The sequence below is a fragment of the Bacillus sp. UNCCL81 genome (genome assembly GCF_900112535.1).
Classification (GTDB): domain Bacteria; phylum Bacillota; class Bacilli; order Bacillales; family Bacillaceae_G; genus Gottfriedia; species Gottfriedia luciferensis_B.
This window is the reverse complement of the sequence record NZ_FOMF01000002.1, coordinates 532,908-551,612: the sequence shown is the minus strand read 5'-3', so window position 1 is coordinate 551,612 and position 18,705 is coordinate 532,908. Positions and strand designations below refer to the sequence as shown.

14 protein-coding genes and 1 pseudogene are annotated in these 18,705 nt (G+C 32.0%); 2 read left to right on the top strand and 13 right to left on the bottom strand.

Annotation, left to right across the window (positions count from 1 at the left end):
• Nucleotides 1–146: 146 nt before the first annotated feature.
• From BM319_RS02820 to azlC, 9 genes are all read right to left on the bottom strand, one after another.
• On the bottom strand, nt 147–1,781 hold the full coding sequence (locus BM319_RS02820; protein ID WP_091021252.1) for a hypothetical protein: 1,635 nt from the start codon (nt 1,779–1,781) through the stop codon (nt 147–149).
• A gap of 2 nt (nt 1,782–1,783) precedes the next feature.
• Entirely contained in the window at nt 1,784–2,542 is a 759-nt protein-coding gene (locus BM319_RS02815) for an ABC transporter ATP-binding protein (protein WP_254664525.1), read from the bottom strand.
• 275 nt (nt 2,543–2,817) lie between these two features.
• Nucleotides 2,818–4,935, bottom strand: a complete 2,118-nt coding sequence (locus tag BM319_RS02810; protein WP_091021251.1) for a HelD family protein — start codon at nt 4,933–4,935, stop codon at nt 2,818–2,820.
• Between the two features lie 290 nt (nt 4,936–5,225).
• Nucleotides 5,226–6,344: a Ger(x)C family spore germination protein gene (locus BM319_RS02805; RefSeq protein WP_091021250.1), complete on the bottom strand. Its 1,119-nt coding sequence runs from the start codon at nt 6,342–6,344 to the stop codon at nt 5,226–5,228.
• Nucleotides 6,341–7,438, bottom strand: a complete 1,098-nt coding sequence (locus BM319_RS02800) for a GerAB/ArcD/ProY family transporter (RefSeq protein ID WP_091021249.1) — start codon at nt 7,436–7,438, stop codon at nt 6,341–6,343. Before BM319_RS02800 ends, BM319_RS02805 begins: the two co-directional genes overlap by 4 nt.
• Before the next feature lie 24 nt (nt 7,439–7,462).
• Complete coding sequence (locus BM319_RS02795; protein WP_091021248.1) at nt 7,463–8,911, bottom strand: spore germination protein; 1,449 nt, start codon at nt 8,909–8,911, stop codon at nt 7,463–7,465.
• Between the two features lie 361 nt (nt 8,912–9,272).
• Nucleotides 9,273–11,021, bottom strand: coding sequence for an adenine deaminase C-terminal domain-containing protein (locus tag BM319_RS02790; protein ID WP_502686124.1), 1,749 nt, complete (start codon nt 11,019–11,021; stop codon nt 9,273–9,275).
• A gap of 18 nt (nt 11,022–11,039) precedes the next feature.
• The gene (locus BM319_RS02785) at nt 11,040–11,372 is read right to left on the bottom strand and encodes a branched-chain amino acid transporter permease (protein WP_069032216.1); all 333 of its coding nucleotides are present in this window, start codon (nt 11,370–11,372) and stop codon (nt 11,040–11,042) included.
• Nucleotides 11,369–12,082 carry an azaleucine resistance protein AzlC gene (azlC, locus tag BM319_RS02780; RefSeq protein ID WP_069032215.1) on the bottom strand — a complete coding sequence of 238 codons (714 nt, stop codon included), beginning with the start codon at nt 12,080–12,082 and terminating at the stop codon, nt 11,369–11,371. The genes BM319_RS02785 and azlC overlap by 4 nt, the downstream gene beginning before the upstream one ends.
• A 220-nt stretch (nt 12,083–12,302) precedes the next feature.
• On the opposite strand from azlC, the gene BM319_RS02775 reads away from it, so the two are divergent.
• Complete coding sequence (locus BM319_RS02775) at nt 12,303–13,700, top strand: aminotransferase-like domain-containing protein (protein ID WP_091021246.1); 1,398 nt, start codon at nt 12,303–12,305, stop codon at nt 13,698–13,700.
• An 81-nt stretch (nt 13,701–13,781) separates the two neighbouring features.
• On the opposite strand, the gene BM319_RS02770 is transcribed toward BM319_RS02775, so the two are convergent.
• The 4 genes and pseudogenes from BM319_RS02770 to BM319_RS02760 form a co-directional block, all read right to left on the bottom strand.
• On the bottom strand, nt 13,782–14,261 hold the full coding sequence (locus tag BM319_RS02770; RefSeq protein ID WP_091021245.1) for a GNAT family N-acetyltransferase: 480 nt from the start codon (nt 14,259–14,261) through the stop codon (nt 13,782–13,784).
• A 788-nt stretch (nt 14,262–15,049) separates the two neighbouring features.
• Nucleotides 15,050–15,217 carry a nucleotide-binding domain-containing protein gene (locus BM319_RS25210; RefSeq protein WP_353615538.1) on the bottom strand — a complete coding sequence of 56 codons (168 nt, stop codon included), beginning with the start codon at nt 15,215–15,217 and terminating at the stop codon, nt 15,050–15,052.
• Between the two features lie 58 nt (nt 15,218–15,275).
• On the bottom strand, nt 15,276–16,262 hold the full coding sequence (locus tag BM319_RS02765) for a proline dehydrogenase family protein (protein ID WP_069032213.1): 987 nt from the start codon (nt 16,260–16,262) through the stop codon (nt 15,276–15,278).
• Nucleotides 16,263–16,302: 40 nt separating this feature from the next.
• Nucleotides 16,303–16,533 (bottom strand): annotated as a pseudogene (locus BM319_RS02760) (L-glutamate gamma-semialdehyde dehydrogenase); the annotation flags it as partial.
• Nucleotides 16,534–16,713: 180 nt separating this feature from the next.
• Here BM319_RS02760 and BM319_RS02755 point away from each other — a divergent pair.
• Complete coding sequence (locus BM319_RS02755; protein WP_069032211.1) at nt 16,714–18,279, top strand: sigma-54 interaction domain-containing protein; 1,566 nt, start codon at nt 16,714–16,716, stop codon at nt 18,277–18,279.
• Nucleotides 18,280–18,705: the final 426 nt, after the last annotated feature.

Here is an 18,705-nt window from a genome sequence, read left to right as displayed (position 1 = left end):
TTTTTATTTAAGCTACAATCCCATATTATCCCAATCATTTTAAAAATTCTATTTAATTGCTCAGTTCACTCATTTATCTTACCCAAGAAATAAAATATAAAAAGTAGAAAGCAATATGCCTTCTACTTTTTTAGTATTCAATCATTTCAAAAATTCCAAATCGTTTTATAAGCTTGCTTCCATGAAAAGAAAGTCACAATAATTAGCAAGACTAAATAAATCATTACACCAAATGGAATAAATGTTACCCCCCAATGAATTAATGCCAATATGCCCCCTAATATTAAAGCAACCATTATTTTGAGACCGGAATTTTGCGTGGCATCCTCAAATGACTCTGAAAATGGGAGCGATCCTTTAAGATAATTTGAGCAAATAACTGTATATAAAATTGAGCTTACAAAAACTACTAATAGATCAGGAATTATTTTTATACCAAAGATTCCGATAAAAATTATACTTAAAATAAAATAGACCGGAAAATATAGATTTGCGATAAATACTTTTAATGTTGCGCTATATAATGGTGCTAGGTTTGATACAGGAGCCGTTTTGTAGATCCAAGCTCCTTTATATTTCCCGGAATATTTTAACATTGCAATCGCATTAGGGATAATTAAACAAGACGTATAAATCGTTAGAAAACTCTTACTTGATACGATATGTTGGTAGGAAGAAATTTGTAATTGATTGAATAAGAAAACGAATGGAAGAACGATGGATAATCCTAATGACGGATAAACCTTTAGTCGGAATTCCCTCTCATTTCGCATCATATTATCTGCAAATCTATAAAATACTTTTTCTTCATTATTATTACAAATTACGTTAGCTAGCCAATTTTTCCACTTACTGTCTTTTTTTCTATTTAAGCCGCTATTATTTGATAATTTTTGAAGATTTTTCTCAAAGGATGGGATCAATAAACTGTAAAACATGATTGCAATAATAGGGATTATTACTGCTAAAATAGAAAATCCAATAAGATAAGTACTTGTATTACGATTTAAAATCAGCTCAAATGGTGCCCCAAACCAAATAGGTGGAATCAGAAAATGGTACCAATTTGGCGAAAATGACATATCTAGATTTACAAAGCTAAATGCTCTACCAACAAGTTGATAACCAACAGCAATTGAAATTGATAGCCCGATTTGAACGTAATTGATAATATCTTTTAACTTTTCACCATCAAAAAATCTTAAAATAATATAATAAATAATTGAAGTTAAAACAACTATAAATAAATTGACGAAAAGAAGCTCTACAATCGCTAAAATTAAAAATAAAAAACCGTGTCTAAATGTCCCAACTATTACTGGCAATGCTGTAATAGATGTAGTTATTAATAAAAGATAGATCGATATATGTACCATTTTAGCAGCAGTAATCGTCTTTTTTCCGATCGGTTTCGTATGAAGAATCCCCTTGTCTTTCACATCAAGTAAGACATTTGAAAAATCTGAGATCATTGATGTCATGATGAGGAACATAATAATGCCAAAAAAAGCGCTCATTTCATATACATAACTTTTTCCAAAAAGCACTAAAGGTATGAGCATTAGACTAAGTAAAGCATACATTCCTAAAGATTTTGTAACTCCATTTTCTTCGTCTTTTTTTGTTTTCTTGTTATTTTGATTAAAAATGGTCGGTGTCCTACGACTATCCATTGTTAATTTAACTGCTAAAATTTTACGCATGATTGGATAATCAACACCAAATAGTTCAAAAAGCGGTCGAAAAAAGTCTAAGATTTTTAACGTAGGGAAATCCTTCACAGTTATCCCCCTTTTACAATGGATACGAATTCCTCAGCTAAAGCTTGATGTTCATTAAACCCTGTAAGCTGATTGAAAATTTGTTCCAATGATCCTTCTTCATTTTGCTCCTTTAATTCTTTAAAACTACCATCTGCAACGATTTTGCCATCATTAATCAAAATAATTCGATTACTTATTTTCTCTACTACGTCCATAATATGTGATGAATAAAAGATCGTTTTTCCATTAGCTGCGAGAATGTCTAGTATTTCTTTAAATACCATTACACTATTTGCATCAAGTCCACTAAGTGGCTCATCCAAAAATAATAGGTCAGGATTATGTATTAAACTTGAAATGATTAGGACTTTTTGCCTCATCCCTTTTGAAAAAGAAGCAATTCGCGATAAATAAACTTCCTCCAAACCAAATACCTTCATTAACTTCATAGCCTTCTCATCAGCTTCATCAAAATCCATTCCGTATAACTCGCCAACGAATGTTAAATACTCTCTGGCTGTTAGATTATCGTATAGTTCGGCAATTTCAGGAACATACCCAATATTCTTCTTATATTCAACATTCTGATCTGAAATTTCCTCTCCAAAAATCTCAACCTTCCCAGAGTAATTCCCTTCTAGTCCTAATAAAATTTTGATAGTCGTGCTTTTACCTGCTCCATTTGGACCAATATAACCAATAATTTGTCCACGATGAACTGTTAAATCAATCCCTTTTAAAACCGATTTTGCACCATAATCCTTTTTTAAATCCTTCAAGCACAATACGACTTCGTGTTTTGTCTCGATGATGATCACCTACTTTTTATTTAATAATTCAATTTTAATAGACTATTAATCTTGTTGTAAGAGCAAGAATTACCATATTTTAGGGATTTTTTTACAATAACAGAAGAATTTTTTGTCTGTTTTAATTTAAAAATGGAGTTTTAGAAAAGTTAATTCAAGTCAATATAAAAAGCATCGATCTATAAAATCGATGCTCTTTTGTAAATTTGTATTAAATCATTCAGTTAAAATAATTAGCATTGTATTTAAACGATCTGAAGTGGTGATTTTCCAATCAGTGGAGACTTGTTTCCAGAGTAAAGTACGATCAAATTGTGTAGTGCTCGAGTACATCCAACATAAAGTAATTTAGCGTCTTGTTTCGTTTCTTCGTAGTGTTCATCATCTACATCGACAAGTAGTACTGCATCAAATTCAAGTCCTTTAGAAAGATACACCGGTACTACCGAAATGCCCCCTTCATATTTTCTCTGTTTTGAATGAATAAAGGATACTTCTTCACCAGCTGCAGATAATTCACTGTGTAAAATTGCACACTCATCCTCAGTCCGACCAATAATTGCAATTGTATCCATTTTATCCTTTTTTAATTGACGGATGGAATTAATGATTATTTCAATCTGATTTGAGTGATCTACTTCTTGTATTTTAACTTTTTCCCCACTTCGAAATACTGGATTTGCTAAGCTAACAGGTATATTTGCCTTTTTTATAATCTCATTCGCAAACTGAATGATTTCCATTGTGGAACGATAGCTTCTATTTAACTCGTAATAGGTTACTTCTTTTGCATTGAATACCTCTAAAAACTCATCCCAATTATTAATACCTTGATACTCGTGAATGGCTTGGGATAAATCTCCGAGAATCGTGAACGAATTTCCAAGCGTCATCTGCTTTAATAGTGCAATTTGGAAAGGTGAAAAATCTTGCGCTTCGTCAACGATTACATGATGGAACTTTTGCTGTGACTCAATTCCAAAAAGACGATTGTGAATATAGACTAGCGGAGCCAAATCCTCCTGATCCATCTCTTTCTTTTTACAATTTAAAGATGTTGATTTAATAATATCTGCTGGTATTTCGTCTACAATAGAAGCACCCTTTGTTGTTGAGAATAGAGATTTATAGAAAGAAAGTGCAGTATGCTTTGGCCATTGTTTCATATAAGAATTTAAATATTGAATAGCTTTTTTCTTTTTCTCTTTTCTTATATTTGTTTCTTCTATAACCTTTAGCTCATTATCAATCCATTTCTTGAGCCTTGCAACAATTCGTTCTCTCCGTTTAGCAAGTGGATAATGTTTATATTCAATACTAAACCAATGTTTAAGTGTTTCTTTATCAATCATTCTTTTTTTCCAAGGTTTGAAATCTTTCTCAGGAACAGCTGAGGCTTCATACATATCCATACATCGATCAATATATGACATAAAATGAGTTGAACCTTTCCATTTACCTGGACTATATTGATTGATTTCAAGACGATTAGCACCAATTGCGAACCATTTGTTTAAGTTTTCTGATGAATCCTTTAATTTTACATCATGGTCGAGAGTATTTAATGCCCAATCTGAAAATGTTGTCTGTTGGATGCCACCTACTCCTAACTCTGGAAGAACGTTAGAAATATAATCTAGAAACATATTATTAGGTGCAAAAATAATCATTTTATCTGCCCTTAATGTTTCACGGTATTGGTAAATCAGAAATGCAAGTCGATGAAGAGCAACAGTTGTTTTTCCGCTTCCTGCTACTCCTTGAATGACTAAAGGTGTATTTTTGGATGAACGAATAATATCATTTTGTTCAGATTGAATAGTAGAGACAATATCCTTCAAGCGATTATCTTTGTTTTCACTTAATCGATATAGAAGAAAATCATCAGTAGTTGATACATCTTGATCGCCTTTTACATATGTATCTACAACGCGTTGGAGATTTTTTTTGCGGATTACTATATTTCGTTTTAAATAGATAATACCTTCGATAATACCTTCAGGCGATTCGTAATAAGCAGGATCGTCCCCTCCAGTAAACGAATAAAACATACTAGCAATTGGTGCACGCCAATCAATTATCAATGGATTTTCTGTAGCTTGTTCTGATATTCCTACTTTTCCTATGTAAACTGGTACCGAATCTTTATGCTCCTCTTGAAAATCCATTCTCCCAAAATAAGGTTCGTTTTTAGCTAAGCGAAGATTCCTTCGATTTGTTTCTCGAATTCCTTCAAGTACTTGTTCGGTTACATCACTTCCAGTGTAAACGGGAATCCCTTCAAGTTTCGTAAGCTGCCGTTCCATTTCAGATAAAATTGTGTTTAAATATAGAAGTTCTTCTTCGAATTGTTGTGTCTTCATTTTTCTAACCTCCCTATATGTAAATAAATAGCCGAATTTTCAGACGGAATGACATTGTATCAAGAAGTTTATTGAAAAGTAAAGAGATTTTAAAAAGAAAATAAAATAATATAAAAAAGATGAAAACTGTTGATACAGAAATCATCTTCTTTCTGAGACTTAACGTTTTCTTGATCTCATCTCCAAAGGGCGCATTTTACAATCTAGACTTTTTTATTTGTTTATAGACAAAAAATCCTGTTTTAATTTATTCTATTTTCAACTTCTTCACACAAAAATCATGATTTTACTTACATTGAAATCCCTTTAGAAACCAAAATAATGTTAACCTTAACTTTAATATTTGATTGTTGAAATGCACTAACCCAATTATTTTCTACTTTTTTCCATTCTGAGTATTTAAATGATCTAGCAAAAAGACCGAGGCCAATTGGATCCAACTTGTCATTTTGGAGGGATTTAACAAAAAGATCTAGTTCCTTTTGTAAATCTTTTTCTATTTCTTTTTCTAACTTTCCTTGCGTATTATCATTTAATTTAATTGGAGATTCTGTAATTGCTACCGGTAATTTGAGATTAATATTAAATTGGTATTTACCATCTCGATATTTTTTTGTTACATTCCTTTTTATATCATTAATATAAAAACTAATTTTGCAATTGGATATTGTATTTTCATTTTTGTTTTGTTGTTTCGCATTTAACCACATAGATAATTGTCCATCATTTTTATCTTGTAAAATTTTTAATAGCAATGTTTCCTTTAATGATAGAGTCCTTCGGTATTCGTTTTGATCGTTTAATAATGTAGTTCCACTGACTTCTAAAACGTTATCTTTTAACGCTAATTCAGGTGCATAAGGAGTAATACCTTTTTCATAATATAATTTGTAATATTTCGCCAATGTAGTTCGCACTGAGACGTTTCTATAATTTGCTGTTTTTATTAACTGTGCTATAAATATAGTTAATCTTGGTTTGTTTTTCGGTCTAAATTCAATAATATCTGAAACAGAACCATTAACAAATACCAGATCAGCGTTAAGGCGCATCTTTGCATCCCGGTAAAATAAATCTAATAAAGAATACCAGTTTTTTTGTTCAGTTACTTTTCTACCGATTAATACAGTTTGAACCTTTCCACCTGCTGTGATGCCTGTTGCTCTTGAATCGATAATATCTCTAGCTTCTCTCAATGATAAACTTTTAACTTTAAATTGTTCAGTTTTTTCTTTAGCATCTTTACTAAAGACTGGACTCGCCATATAAATAATAACATCACCGTGCTTATCAATATCGACTCCGTATAAAAGTGCTATTGTAATATCTTCAATATTAATTTTATCATTACAACCTGATAATCCAATTAATAACATAACACTAAAAAAACATTTAGCAAACTTTTTCATTTTGATGTCACCCTAAACTTATCTTTATTTACGATTCCACCTATCCATAAAATTAAAGGTAATCCTAAAATAACGATAAGTCCTATATAAGAAAGAATTTTTAACTGGATATTAATTACTTTATAGGTTGGAATGAATAGATACGAATAAATTGTGATTATGCTAAAAATAGTTAAAATAAAAAGTGGGAATTTTTTGATTTTAAAAATCTCTTTAAATCCGTCCAACCCTGCCCAAAAATAAGTAACCCATGTTTTAGAAATAACCATAAATAATAATGATAATAGGATTACATCCATTCGCTCTAGAAATTGAAATTCTATAGCACTTAATATAGCAATAACCGGTGTAAGAATATTTACTATTTCATATGGGCTAGCAGCTACAAAACTTATGATCGTTACAAATAAATATGTAAATGTACTCATCGCATTAGCGATCATTACACCTTTCATTGCTTTTTCCTTTTTATCTAAATATGGATAGATTACGAGTATTATTTCAATTCCTAAAAATGACATTATCGTTGTAGGTACAGTTTTTAAAATAGGAAGCCAATCTTCTTTTATAATAGGAACTAGATTTTTAAAGTTTGGGTCTTTTAATGTTAAAAAGAGCATAAGTAGGAAAAATATAACGATAGGAAAGATTGTTTCTATATATTTCGCAATTAATTGAATACCGCCTACTATCAATTGAAATGTTGGAATTAAAAATAAGAATAGTATTACATATGCACCAGTATGTTGAAGCAGATATGATTGAACAAATAATACAGATAACATTAAAACTAAATAACCAGCATATAAGAAAAAGATTGAGATTATTATAAGACATATTTTTCCAAGTATTTTTCCTAATAAAATAGTCATTAAAGACGAAAAATTTTCGTGTGGAACTTTTTGGCTTAATTTAATATAGATCATACTTAGCAATGTAGAGACTAAACCTCCGAATAAAATTGCAATCCAGCTGCTAGTTCCTGATTTTTCAGCTAAATTACGTGGTAGAGATAGCATTCCAATTCCTATTTGTACTCCAAATATTGTAAGAACAAATTGATAGTATGTAATTTTCAATTTGGTACCATTCATTTACTAGTCACATCCAATATTCACTTAATCCTTTTTATTTTGATTTTTCCAAAGATAGTTTAACGGCATTCGTATATATGTATCCTTTAAATGTGTAAAAATAAACGGTGATAATGGTGAAGTATACGAAGTGTTGTAACTCTTTAATGATAATCCGTGTACGATTAAAATCATCGTGCTTACTACAAGTCCAAAAATACCAAATAATGATGCCATTATCATAATTGGAAATCTTAATATACGTATACTTGATGCCATTTCGTATTTAGGAATGATAAAAGAAGAAATAGCTGTCAGTGCTACTACGATAACCATAATATTACTTACAATACCAGCTTGAACCGCAGCTTGACCAATTACAATTCCTCCAACCACTCCAACTGTTGTACTAATTGGTGCAGGTAATCTAATACCAGCTTCTCTAAGCATTTCTAATGTAATTTCCATAATAATTGCTTCAAATAGAGGATCAAAAGGAACTCGTGCACGTGATTCACCAACTGAAAATAGTAATTTTAATGGAATTACTTCATAGTTGAACGAAACGATTGCAATATAAAGTCCAGGTAAATAGAGTGTTATAAGGAATGCCACAATTCTTAGTAGACGATTAAAGGAAGCTACTAAAGTTCTAGAAGAATAATCGTCAATACTTGTAAAAAAAGATATGAACTCCGTAGGTAAAATAATGACTTCAGATGAACGATCTAATATGAGAACGACTTTTCCTTTTAATATAGCTGAAGCCGCTTCATCTGGTCGTTCAGTCGTTAATATTTGTGGGAATGGAGAGAATTGATTTCTCTCCATTAATTGCGCCAATTGATTTGCATTTAGTACTGAATCTACTTTTATTTCTGAAATTCTATTTTCTACTGATAATAGAAGTTTCTCATCAACTACACCATCTAAATAAGCAATTGAAACGATGCTTTTGTTCTCATTTCCAATTTCAGTTTGATTTGTTCGAAAATCCCTATTTTGTATAAACCTGCGGAGTAAGGCAATGTTAGTTTGATACGTTTCAACAAAAGAAATTCTTGAACCTTTCAGCGAATTATCGATATTTGGTGGCATGAATGACCTTTGAGGTGGATTCTCTGTGGAATAAATAAAAGCAGATGAGACACCATCTAAAAATAAAACACTCTTACCATCTAATACTGACTTTTCGATTTTAGCAATTCGAATCGTACTTTCTGTATTATTATTTACGAATATCTCGAAATCTTTTTTTTCCGAAATAATATTATCAATAAATGAATCAATTTTTTGTTCATTTACTAGACCAGATAAATAAATTAAAAGTGCAGGTTTGCCATCAATCATTAGAATTTTTTTTACAAGGTCAGAAGTAGGAAAGATTGATTCGATGATTTCCAAGTTTTCATTGATATTTCCTTTGGGATTAATTGTGAAATTATGGACATTATTTTTCTTATTTTTTTCGTTTCTTCCATTTAAATCATCCACTCACTTTTTCATCCCTTCGCAAAAACTAAGAACTTTTATAGATCAATCATCCTACCATCTTCTACTCTAAAAATTATCTAGATTAGTATGCGCTTTTTTGTTTCTTTTCATTATTGTTAGTCCAAATAAAGCGTAAAAATGAAAATTATATTAAATTTTAGGTTTAATAATTACTAGATAGCATATACTTTTGAATTTCGAATAATTCAATTTTTTGATCGGTTAGTTTTAAATTAAATAATCAAATTCAAACAAATCAAAAAGCATGAATCAGATTAATTTTCGGATTCATGCCTTAGATACAGCTTTATAGTTTACTTTTTTTTTTTAAGATTTTACATTTTTTTCAATGTTATTTCTCTTAATGTACAATTTTCCTTTTTGTTGGTGAAACTAAAATTTCTTTATTTTTCACATCATATAATCCACTTGGAGTTAATCGAATAAATGGTAAATGGGTTGCAGAAAAGAATAATAATGTAAAAGCAGGATCGTCGTATTTATATCCTTTTTCTTTTAGCAATTCAATCATCTTTTTCTCAATTTGGATTAAACTGTCCATTTCTAATTCTGACATGCTACCTTTTAAAGTTAACGATATTTCGTGAACAATTTTGTTCTCTTCAACTAGTACCATGCCACCACCTATTTCTTTCATTCTTTCAAAAGCTTTCAACATATCTGACTTTCTTTTGCCTAAGATTAAAATGTCTCCAGTACCAGAATAAGAACTTGCAAATCCACCCATGTGTTGAGCAAATCCTTTCACTAACGAGTTTAATCTCCAAGAACCATCTCTTCCAACCATTAAAAGAAAACATTCATCATGCTCGTATGATAATTCTTCACATTCTAGATCAATCATACTTTCATATGGTTTTGTAATAACATTATTTATCAAGTTTATACCATATGAATTTGATAGGTTCAGATCCTCTTTATGTAAAGTCCACTTTAAATCTAGTTTAGAAAATTGATATTTCTCCCAATCGATCGGTGAATATTGATTGATAAGGTTCCCGTCTTTCTTGATCCATTTCCCTTTTGCTAAAACACTTTTAGGTGTTGGGTTTTCTTTACTTTCTAGTAAATTAATATTTGCAATTCTTCCCGTGGCGATTGAACCATGTAAATGTTCCAGATTATAATAGCAAGCTACATTATAACTAGCCATATTATATGCTTCAATCAATGGTATTTCGTGACGGATTGCTATTTTTATTAATTCATCAGTCATTCCTTTTTCATAAAAATAAGGATGTGAACCGTCAGTCGTAAAGAAAAAACGATCAAATTTTTGAATGCCGAGTTCTTTAATTTCCTTTAAAAGCACTTCTAAATCGGGTCGTATCGAAGAATGTCTTAATGAAACCATATAGCCCTGCATTAAGCGCGAAAGTACTTCCTTTCCTGTCATTGCTTCATGATCACAATCTGCACCTAATAACATTAATTTAGCTAAAGTGCGTTCTGAAGCTCCAGGAAAATGCCCTTCCACTTTCTTATTTAGCTTCTTTGTCTCCTGTATCCAAGTAAGCATTTGGTTGTCACCATTTAGTAGCTTTGGCCACGCAGTTAGTTCTCCACCTTGTAAAACTAAATCATTTTCAAGCCAAGACATAACATCTTTTGTATTGAATAACTTATCATTATTCGGAAATTCAGTTTGTGCGTCGAAACGACACCACCAATACATGCTTGATGGGATATTTTTAAAATCATTCAATAATTCAAAAGCAGCATGGCTAGGCAATTCTAAGAAGAATTTTAGATTATCGTTTATTAATGTTGTAGTACCGAATTGTCCAGCATGTTTTGCTAAAGTAAGAGGATTATAGAGTTGATAAGGATGAGCATGAGGTTCAATATAACCTGGCACTAAGTATTGCCCTTCACAATCAACCACTTCAATTTCATTTAAGTTTTCCGGAAGAGCCTCTCCAACATAAACAATCCGATCTTGATAAACCCAAATATTTGCATGTAACCATTGATTCAAATATGAATTTAAATACGTTGCATTTTTTAAAATAATATGCGGATTAATTACTCCATCAAGAACACTTACTTGGTTTCTAATTTGTTCATTACTCCATCTATAATTTTTCATCATTTCACCCCTATTTTGTTAAAAAACTAACTGAACAAGAATCATATAAACTATCGTACCTCCCGCAATCGACAGAAGCATCATTCTCTTCCATAAATGGAGAATCGCAACAACAAATACTGACATGAACTCTGGAATACCGTGCGTATGAGAAAGTATATTTACATTTTTAAAGCAATAGATGACCAATAGTCCAATTACCGCAGACGGTAGGACTTTACCTAGATACTGAATATACTTCGGTGTAGCTTTCCCAGGTGGAAAAATGATAAATGGAAGAAATCTTGTAAGCATTGTACCTAAAACAACCATTGATACTGTGATAATTTGCTGTGTTATATTCATCGTCATACTGATACCTCGACTTTCTTAGATGGTTTTCTTCTAAGTACACTAAGAGTAACAAGAATTGAAAGCATCGCAGGAATAATAAAGTGATCCCCACCAAAAATAATTAAACAAATAGTTGAAAGTCCAACCCCTGTTATTGCACTTATGTGTTTTGTCTCTTTTTTCCACTGTTCAATGAATATAACAACAAAAAGGGCAGTCATGACGAATTCAAGCCCTTTAGTATTGAATTTTACAAGTGAACCAAAAATTCCTCCAATTGATGCACCAATTACCCAATACAAATGATTAAGGAATGTAACAAAAAACATAAACCATCTCTTATCCACGCTATCTGGGATATCGGCAGTATAATTTATCGAAAAAGTCTCATCACATAGTCCGAAAATTAGATAGATTTTTTTCTTTCCAGTGCCTTTATATTTATCTAACATTGAGATTCCATAAAACAAATGTCGCGCGTTCACCATTAAAGTTAGTAACAGTGCGTTAATTGGATTGAAACCCATAAGTAATAAGTTTGCTGCAATAAATTCCATCGATCCAGCAAAAATTGTTAGCCCCATCAGAATAGGATAAATGGCACTAAATCCTAAAGAGTTCATAAAAATCCCATATGCTATACCTAAAAATAAAAATCCTGCAAAAATGGGTATTGTGTGCGGAAAAGCAAAGCGAAATGCCATCCAAAGTTTGTTTCCCTTTTTCATAGTTTCACATCCTGTATCGTTAAATTTATTATAATTTAACATAGAGAATCCATACAAAAAATGAAATAATTGTATGGATTACAATTTTCTAAAAATTAAATCAAGTATAATTTAAAGGATATTTATCACTTTCTACTCAATTTAGAATCTATTTTTAATTTTTTGATTTCCATACAAAAATGATATAATTGTATGGAATTAAACAGTAGAGGTGGAAACTATGCCAGTAAATTCATTTGAAAATTACCCAATGTCTTGGAAACCAGACAAAAAGACTTTAAAGCGTCCTTTTTATAATTCCATTGCCCTACAACTTGAACAAGATATTATCAATGGTTTCTTAGCACCTGGTACAAAGTTACCACCACAGCGAGAATTAGCCGATTTTCTTGACTTAAATTTTACGACAATCACTCGTGCCTACAAAATATGTGAAATAAAAGGTTTAATCTATGCGATTACAGGAAGTGGAACTTTTGTCGCTCCAAATGCAGCTCATTCAATCACGATTTCAACAGATAAAACAGCCAATAGTATTGATCTAGGATTTGTGGCTTCTTTTGAACAAACGAATAGTATTGTGACTGAAGCAATTCAAAAAGTAGTCGGTAAAAGCTATTTAGATCAATTATTAAATTACAACGATCCCACCGGTATCCCACATCAAAAAGCAGCAGCACTAAACTGGATGGAAGCTTTTGGTATTAAAGCAAAACAAGATAATATCGCAATTGCGTCTGGTACTCAAAATGCTTTGGTCCTTGCTTTGGCTAGTTTATTTGAACCAGGTAATCGAATTGCAACAGATTTTTACACTTTTTCAAATTTTATTGAGTTGGCCAAAACGTTGCACATTCAATTAATCCCTATTCCTTGCGACCAATATGGAATGTTGCCGGATGAACTTGAAAAGCAATGTAGCCAATTAAATATACATGGCATATTCCTAATGCCTTCTTGTAGTAACCCAACTACTATCATGATTTCTGACTTTCGTAAACTTGAACTAGCTTCTGTAATAAGGAAGCATCGTTTAATTTTAATTGAAGATGATATACATGCATTTATAACTGCAGGAGTAATTTCTGACTATAAACAGCCAATGTATAATCTACTTCCGGAACAAAGCGTATATATTTGTGGTACATCAAAGTCCATCTGTTCTGGATTGAGAGTTGCCTACATGGTTTTTGGAGATGCACTACGTGAAAAAATTTTGAAGGCAATTTTTAATCTTAACGTAAAAACATCATCACTGGATGTGGAAGTAATTACTGAACTGATCTTATCAGGAAAAGCGCATGAAATCGTTCAACAAAAGAAACAGTTGGCTGAAACTGTTAACGATATTTATTCATCCTATTTCCCCGTAAATAAGATTGGCCATCCACTTAGTTTTTACCGTTGGCTTCCTATTCATAGTCATAGTAACGGGGTAAACTTCGAAGCCGATTTGAAAAAACAAGGTGTACGTGTGTTTCATTCTGATCGATTTCTAAGTGGACAGTCTTCTTCTGAAAAATATTTACGTATTGCACTTTCTTCTACCCATTCACTAGATGATTTAGATTCTGGATTGAATGTTCTAGCTCAATATCTCGACAAACAGATGAAATAATTGCGATACAACAAATGTATTTGAAAAAAGGAGCTGAATTACAATCAGCTCCTTTCAGACTATCAATTTATTCTTTTAAATTTAATTAAAACGAGAAGAACTAACCTTTAAGTTATAATCAGTAATCTCAAATCCAAGTTGTTGATAGAGATTCAATGCACCTTGATTATGACCAAAAACGTGTAGGCATACTTCATCTACTCCTAATTCATTAATTTCTTTTATACACATTCTCATCGATTCTTTACCGAATCCCTGACCCCTATATTCTGGATAAATTAGAATTTCATATAAATAAGCATAATTTGGCACTTGTTTTATGTTAATAGAATACCAGATATAACCAATCTTTTCTTCATTTAAAACGATGTTTTTCAAATAGTTAGTTTCAGTATTTTCACCTTCTGGCAATAAAGATTGAAAAGCTGCCTTAGATTGTTCTAAAGCTGTTTCTTCTTTCCAACTTCCATTTTTCACCTTATCATTCGCAAAATTCACGGTTGCTATTTCTAGAAACCTCTGAAAATCTTGGTGATTCATAAGTGTCAAATTTAAAGTCAAATTAGATCATCCTTTTCATTCAAGTAATTTTTAAGCTTAAAGTCCCAATTAAGTATTCAATTTTATATCAGAAATATCCTTTTTTGATCGTCAGACTATGAAAATAGGACGGCACTTTTGGCTATCAGATAGTAATTTCCATGAGGTTTATCCTAAAGATGGGTGAAATTGAGTAAAAGAAGACTATTCAAATGTTTATTTTCAAATCCATCTGTTCAGATAAAATATGAAAGTAAAAAAGACCCTCAATCTATTAAATACAGGTACGAGTCTTAATACTGTAATTATGAATATTTTAGTTCAATTAAGTCCATTAAACCAAGCGGTCGCTGTAATTTTATTCATTTGTAAGTCTTTTAATTCTATTGTCTTCTAAGAAGTCTGTGCAATTTCTGTGCAATCGAAAAGTAACGCTTTATTATGAAGTAGGTTGAATTGCACAATTAAACTATCATGTACACCTGCTTCGATTATGGGAAGCGCTAGAAGAAACTTAGTAAAAATAGACATTACGATCTGACACAATTTGAAAAATCGAGAAAACGCATTTAGATGAAATGAAATAAGCTGAAATAAATTTTTCACACTACGTTCCATTCTTTTATCAAGGTTCTGTTAAAGTAAAATCTTGAAATTTAATATTTGAAAAAGGACTGTCTAAATTTTTGACAGTCCTTTTACGATCTTATTGAAATAATACTAGCGTTAGCTCGATAAGAAAAGCTATGTTTGAACACTGAGAAGTACCTAATCTAATGTAAATTAATTAAGAAATGATGGTAATAAAATCACCTCATTAAACAAAAACGAATACAAATTAATTGTAAAAACAGGGGGAACTCGATCACTAGTTTCATTATATAATAGATTGTTACTGGTATACGATCCCTTGCTACACATTCACCACTTTTTAAAATATAGCACTCTACATAATGATCACAATGAAATCCATGCAAGTTTGTTGTTGTGAATTCAGCCAACTTCGCCTTAAATTATAAAAGCCTTATTTTTTTATTATTTCTGTTTTTTCTTGTTTACTTTAGATAATCTTCCTAATGTAAAGGCACCGACCGCTAAGCCAATCATGGTGTTGTTTTTTTTATTAAAGACCTGTTTTGCTACAAGGTTTAAGTTTTGTGGTCTTTCCGCAAGCCGACGCATAAAGTAACCGTACCAGTCCTGTCCAAATGGCACATAAGTGCAGAAATTGCAGCCTTCACTTGCTAGTTTCAATTGAAGGTCTTTTCTGAAGCCGTACAGCATTTGGATTTCAAATTTATCGTTCGGAATATTATTTCTTTTTACAAAATCTTTAACATGTTGGATAATTTTGTGGTCATGTGTTGCAATAGAAGTGAATTTTCCATTTAACAAGTGCCATTCTATCAACTTAATAAAGTTTTTATCAATATCTTTCTTGTCTTGGTACGCATATTCCTCAGGCTCTTTATATGCACCTTTTACAATACGAAGGCGAAAATCTTTATACTTTTCGAGATTTTCTTGTGATTGATAGAAGTATGCCTGAATAACGGTTCCTACATTATCATACTCCAAAGAAAGCTCATCTAAAAGATCAAACGAAGGCTTTAAGTGTCCATAATCTTCCATATCAATATTAACAAAAATCCCATATTGATGAGCCTGGTGAACAATTTCTTTTAAATTACTCAAACAAAAAGAATACTCAATGTCCAAGCCCAATTGAGTCGGTTTTAACGAGATATGTGCATCTACTTTATTCTTATGAATGGCTTCGATGACTTTCAGAATTTGTTCTCTAGCCTGGATTGCTTCTTCCTTTTTAAAGACAAATTCCCCTAAGTTATCAACCGTACATGAGATCTCATGTTTATTTAGCTCTTTAATGCTTTTAATTACTTCTTCAATATTTGTACCAGCTACAACACTTTGCGCCCCCATTTTTAAACCATACTTTTTAGCGGCACTGTTAAGAAATTGGTTTTGTGATAAGGCCATAAAAAAATCTTTCAATATCATATTGATTCCTCCCATATTTTCCTGCTACCTAAATCTAGTTTGCTTTTTCCGGCAAATCTTTGCTAGCTTTTGAAACAACCCCAACCACTTCATTTTTATTAGCAGGGTTAAATGATGTGATTTTGTGATCCGTTATAATTTTTTCCCCGCCAATGGTTAGGGGATATTCTTTCCCAAGCTGTGAGTTTACAAGATCTAATGCTTGATTAAAAGCATTTATATTCTCCTCTTTTGAAAAGTCTGTAAAAGGTTCGTGTTTATAAGATAGCATGTTTTTACCCCCTCAAATTCTTTGTTGCTTTATTTAAATGCAATTTTTGTGCCAACTTAAAAAACTACTTTATACTTGATTTTTCGAAAATTGTGTAAACTATACATTTACAAAAGTGTAAATGGAGTGTAAAATATAAACACTTTTGTAAACCATTAAACAGTGATAAGGTGATTGGTTATGTTAAAAGAAAAAGTTTCACTTCTGTCCATTTCCCTTCCTTTAGATGAGGAGATTCATACAGAAAAAATAAAACAATTCTCTGTCGACACCTTGCTCTCAGAGGTTGAAGAAATAGTTCTAGACCAAGATATTGTTCTTGTTGATGAAGCTGGAAGGCAAGTGCGCAGGGTCCCTTTTACTACATTAATAAATGCTATTTTTCAAGAGTGGCAAAAGCTTTCAGGTGTTTATCAGACGCTTCTGCGTGCCGTAGATAATGCCATTACAATAGTAGACAACGATGGAAAAGTTGTTGCATGGAATCCTAAGGCAGAAGATTTGTACAAAACTTCTGCTGAAGAAATGATCGGCTCTAAAATTACAAATCGCTTTAAAGAGGATTCAGTAGTTTTAATGTCCACAATGAAGGAAGGAAAAGGGGTTATTCGGCATTATAACCAGCCGCAGGAAGATGTCCATGTATTAATTAACACCTTACCAATATTCATCAGGAATAAGGTGGTAGGTGGGATTTCCGTTGAAAGTGATATTACAGAAATTGTAAAACTAAATAATGAACTTACAACTACTACTGCGTATATTCAAGATTTGGAAAATCAGATTGGGAACAAGGATATTATCGATCCCTTCCACAAAATAAAGGGAAGAAGCCAAGCGATAAAAACTTCCATCTCTTTGTCCAAGAAAGTCGCCCATACAGATGCAACCGTCGTGATTACTGGTGAGAGCGGTGTTGGTAAAGAGTTGTTTGCACAGGCTATTCACAAAGCAAGTCCCCGTTCAAAAGGGCCATTTGTTGATCTTAACTGCGGGGCCATTCCCTCGGCGCTTTTTGAAAGTGAATTATTTGGTTATGAAAAAGGTGCATTTACTGGGGCAATAAAAGAAGGGAAGCTAGGAAAAATAGGGACAGCAAAGGGTGGAACATTATTTCTCGATGAAATTGGGGAAATGCCATTAGAGCTTCAAGTAAAGTTGCTGCGTGTCTTGCAGGAGAAACAATACTATCGAGTTGGCGGAAACCAACCTATTCCAATAGATGTACGAATTCTTTCAGCAACTAACCGGGATTTGGAGAAAATGGTGGAAGAAGGTTTATTTCGTGAAGATTTATATTATCGGTTAAATGTGGTTACGATTCCTATCCCGCCCCTCAGAGACAGAAAGGAAGACCTACCCGAACTTGTCCAATTATTTTTAAAAGAGTTTTCCATCAAATACCGGAAGCCGGTTCCAGTCATTTCTCCGGAAGTGATGGTAACATTCATGCATTTTCCTTGGAACGGCAATATCAGGCAGCTAAGAAATATAATTGAGCGAGTAATGATATTTACAGATGATAATATAATCAAATCTGAACAATTGCCAAATGAATTTTTTAAAAGACACACAAATTCTCAATCGCCTATTCTCGGAGAAGCAGAACTACACGAAGGGGATGAAAAGTCACTAATAATACATGCCCTAAAAGTAACATATGGAAATAAATCAGCTGCTGCAAAAATGCTTGGTGTTTCCAGGGTGACACTTTATAACAAAATGAAGAAATATGGGCAGTTATAATGAGATGTAATTTTTAACAAAAAAAGTGATCGCGCAATAAAAATTTAGCGATCACTTTTTTCAAATAACATCTATTTTCTAGGAAAGGTATTTAGCTCCTTAATTGGGGGAGTACCAGTGGTTGTCACCACCCGCAGTAAGGCAATCCAAATCTCAATGTCTCCACCAGTATTTGATCCCATAACTGCGACTCTTGCACTGAATTTGTAGCACCATTGATACCGCTTCTAAAATCAAATTACTTATATTAATCCACTTAATAAAAAAAGGTTAAGTCCCAATAACGAAGGGAACTTAACCTCTAATCTCAACTATTTGATACTTTATATCTTAGACTTTACTTAAAATTAACACTACCTCTAAAACCATACACATTTCATAAATAATTTATTTTCTTTAAACTCTATAGTAATACTACCATTCGTT

Bases quoted from the DNA above. Each gene is read 5' to 3' on its own strand.
- BM319_RS02810 (WP_091021251.1), bottom strand. From the start codon at position 4,935: ATGAAGACACAACAATTCGAAGAAGAACTTCTATATTTAAACACAATT.
- BM319_RS02805 (WP_091021250.1), bottom strand. From the start codon at position 6,344: ATGAAAAAGTTTGCTAAATGTTTTTTTAGTGTTATGTTATTAATTGGA.
- BM319_RS02800 (WP_091021249.1), bottom strand. From the start codon at position 7,438: ATGAATGGTACCAAATTGAAAATTACATACTATCAATTTGTTCTTACA.
- BM319_RS02790 (WP_502686124.1), bottom strand. From the start codon at position 11,021: ATGAAAAATTATAGATGGAGTAATGAACAAATTAGAAACCAAGTAAGT.
- BM319_RS02785 (WP_069032216.1), bottom strand. From the start codon at position 11,372: ATGACGATGAATATAACACAGCAAATTATCACAGTATCAATGGTTGTT.
- azlC (WP_069032215.1), bottom strand. From the start codon at position 12,082: ATGAAAAAGGGAAACAAACTTTGGATGGCATTTCGCTTTGCTTTTCCG.
- BM319_RS02775 (WP_091021246.1), top strand. From the start codon at position 12,303: ATGCCAGTAAATTCATTTGAAAATTACCCAATGTCTTGGAAACCAGAC.
- BM319_RS02765 (WP_069032213.1), bottom strand. From the start codon at position 16,262: ATGATATTGAAAGATTTTTTTATGGCCTTATCACAAAACCAATTTCTT.
- BM319_RS02755 (WP_069032211.1), top strand. From the start codon at position 16,714: ATGTTAAAAGAAAAAGTTTCACTTCTGTCCATTTCCCTTCCTTTAGAT.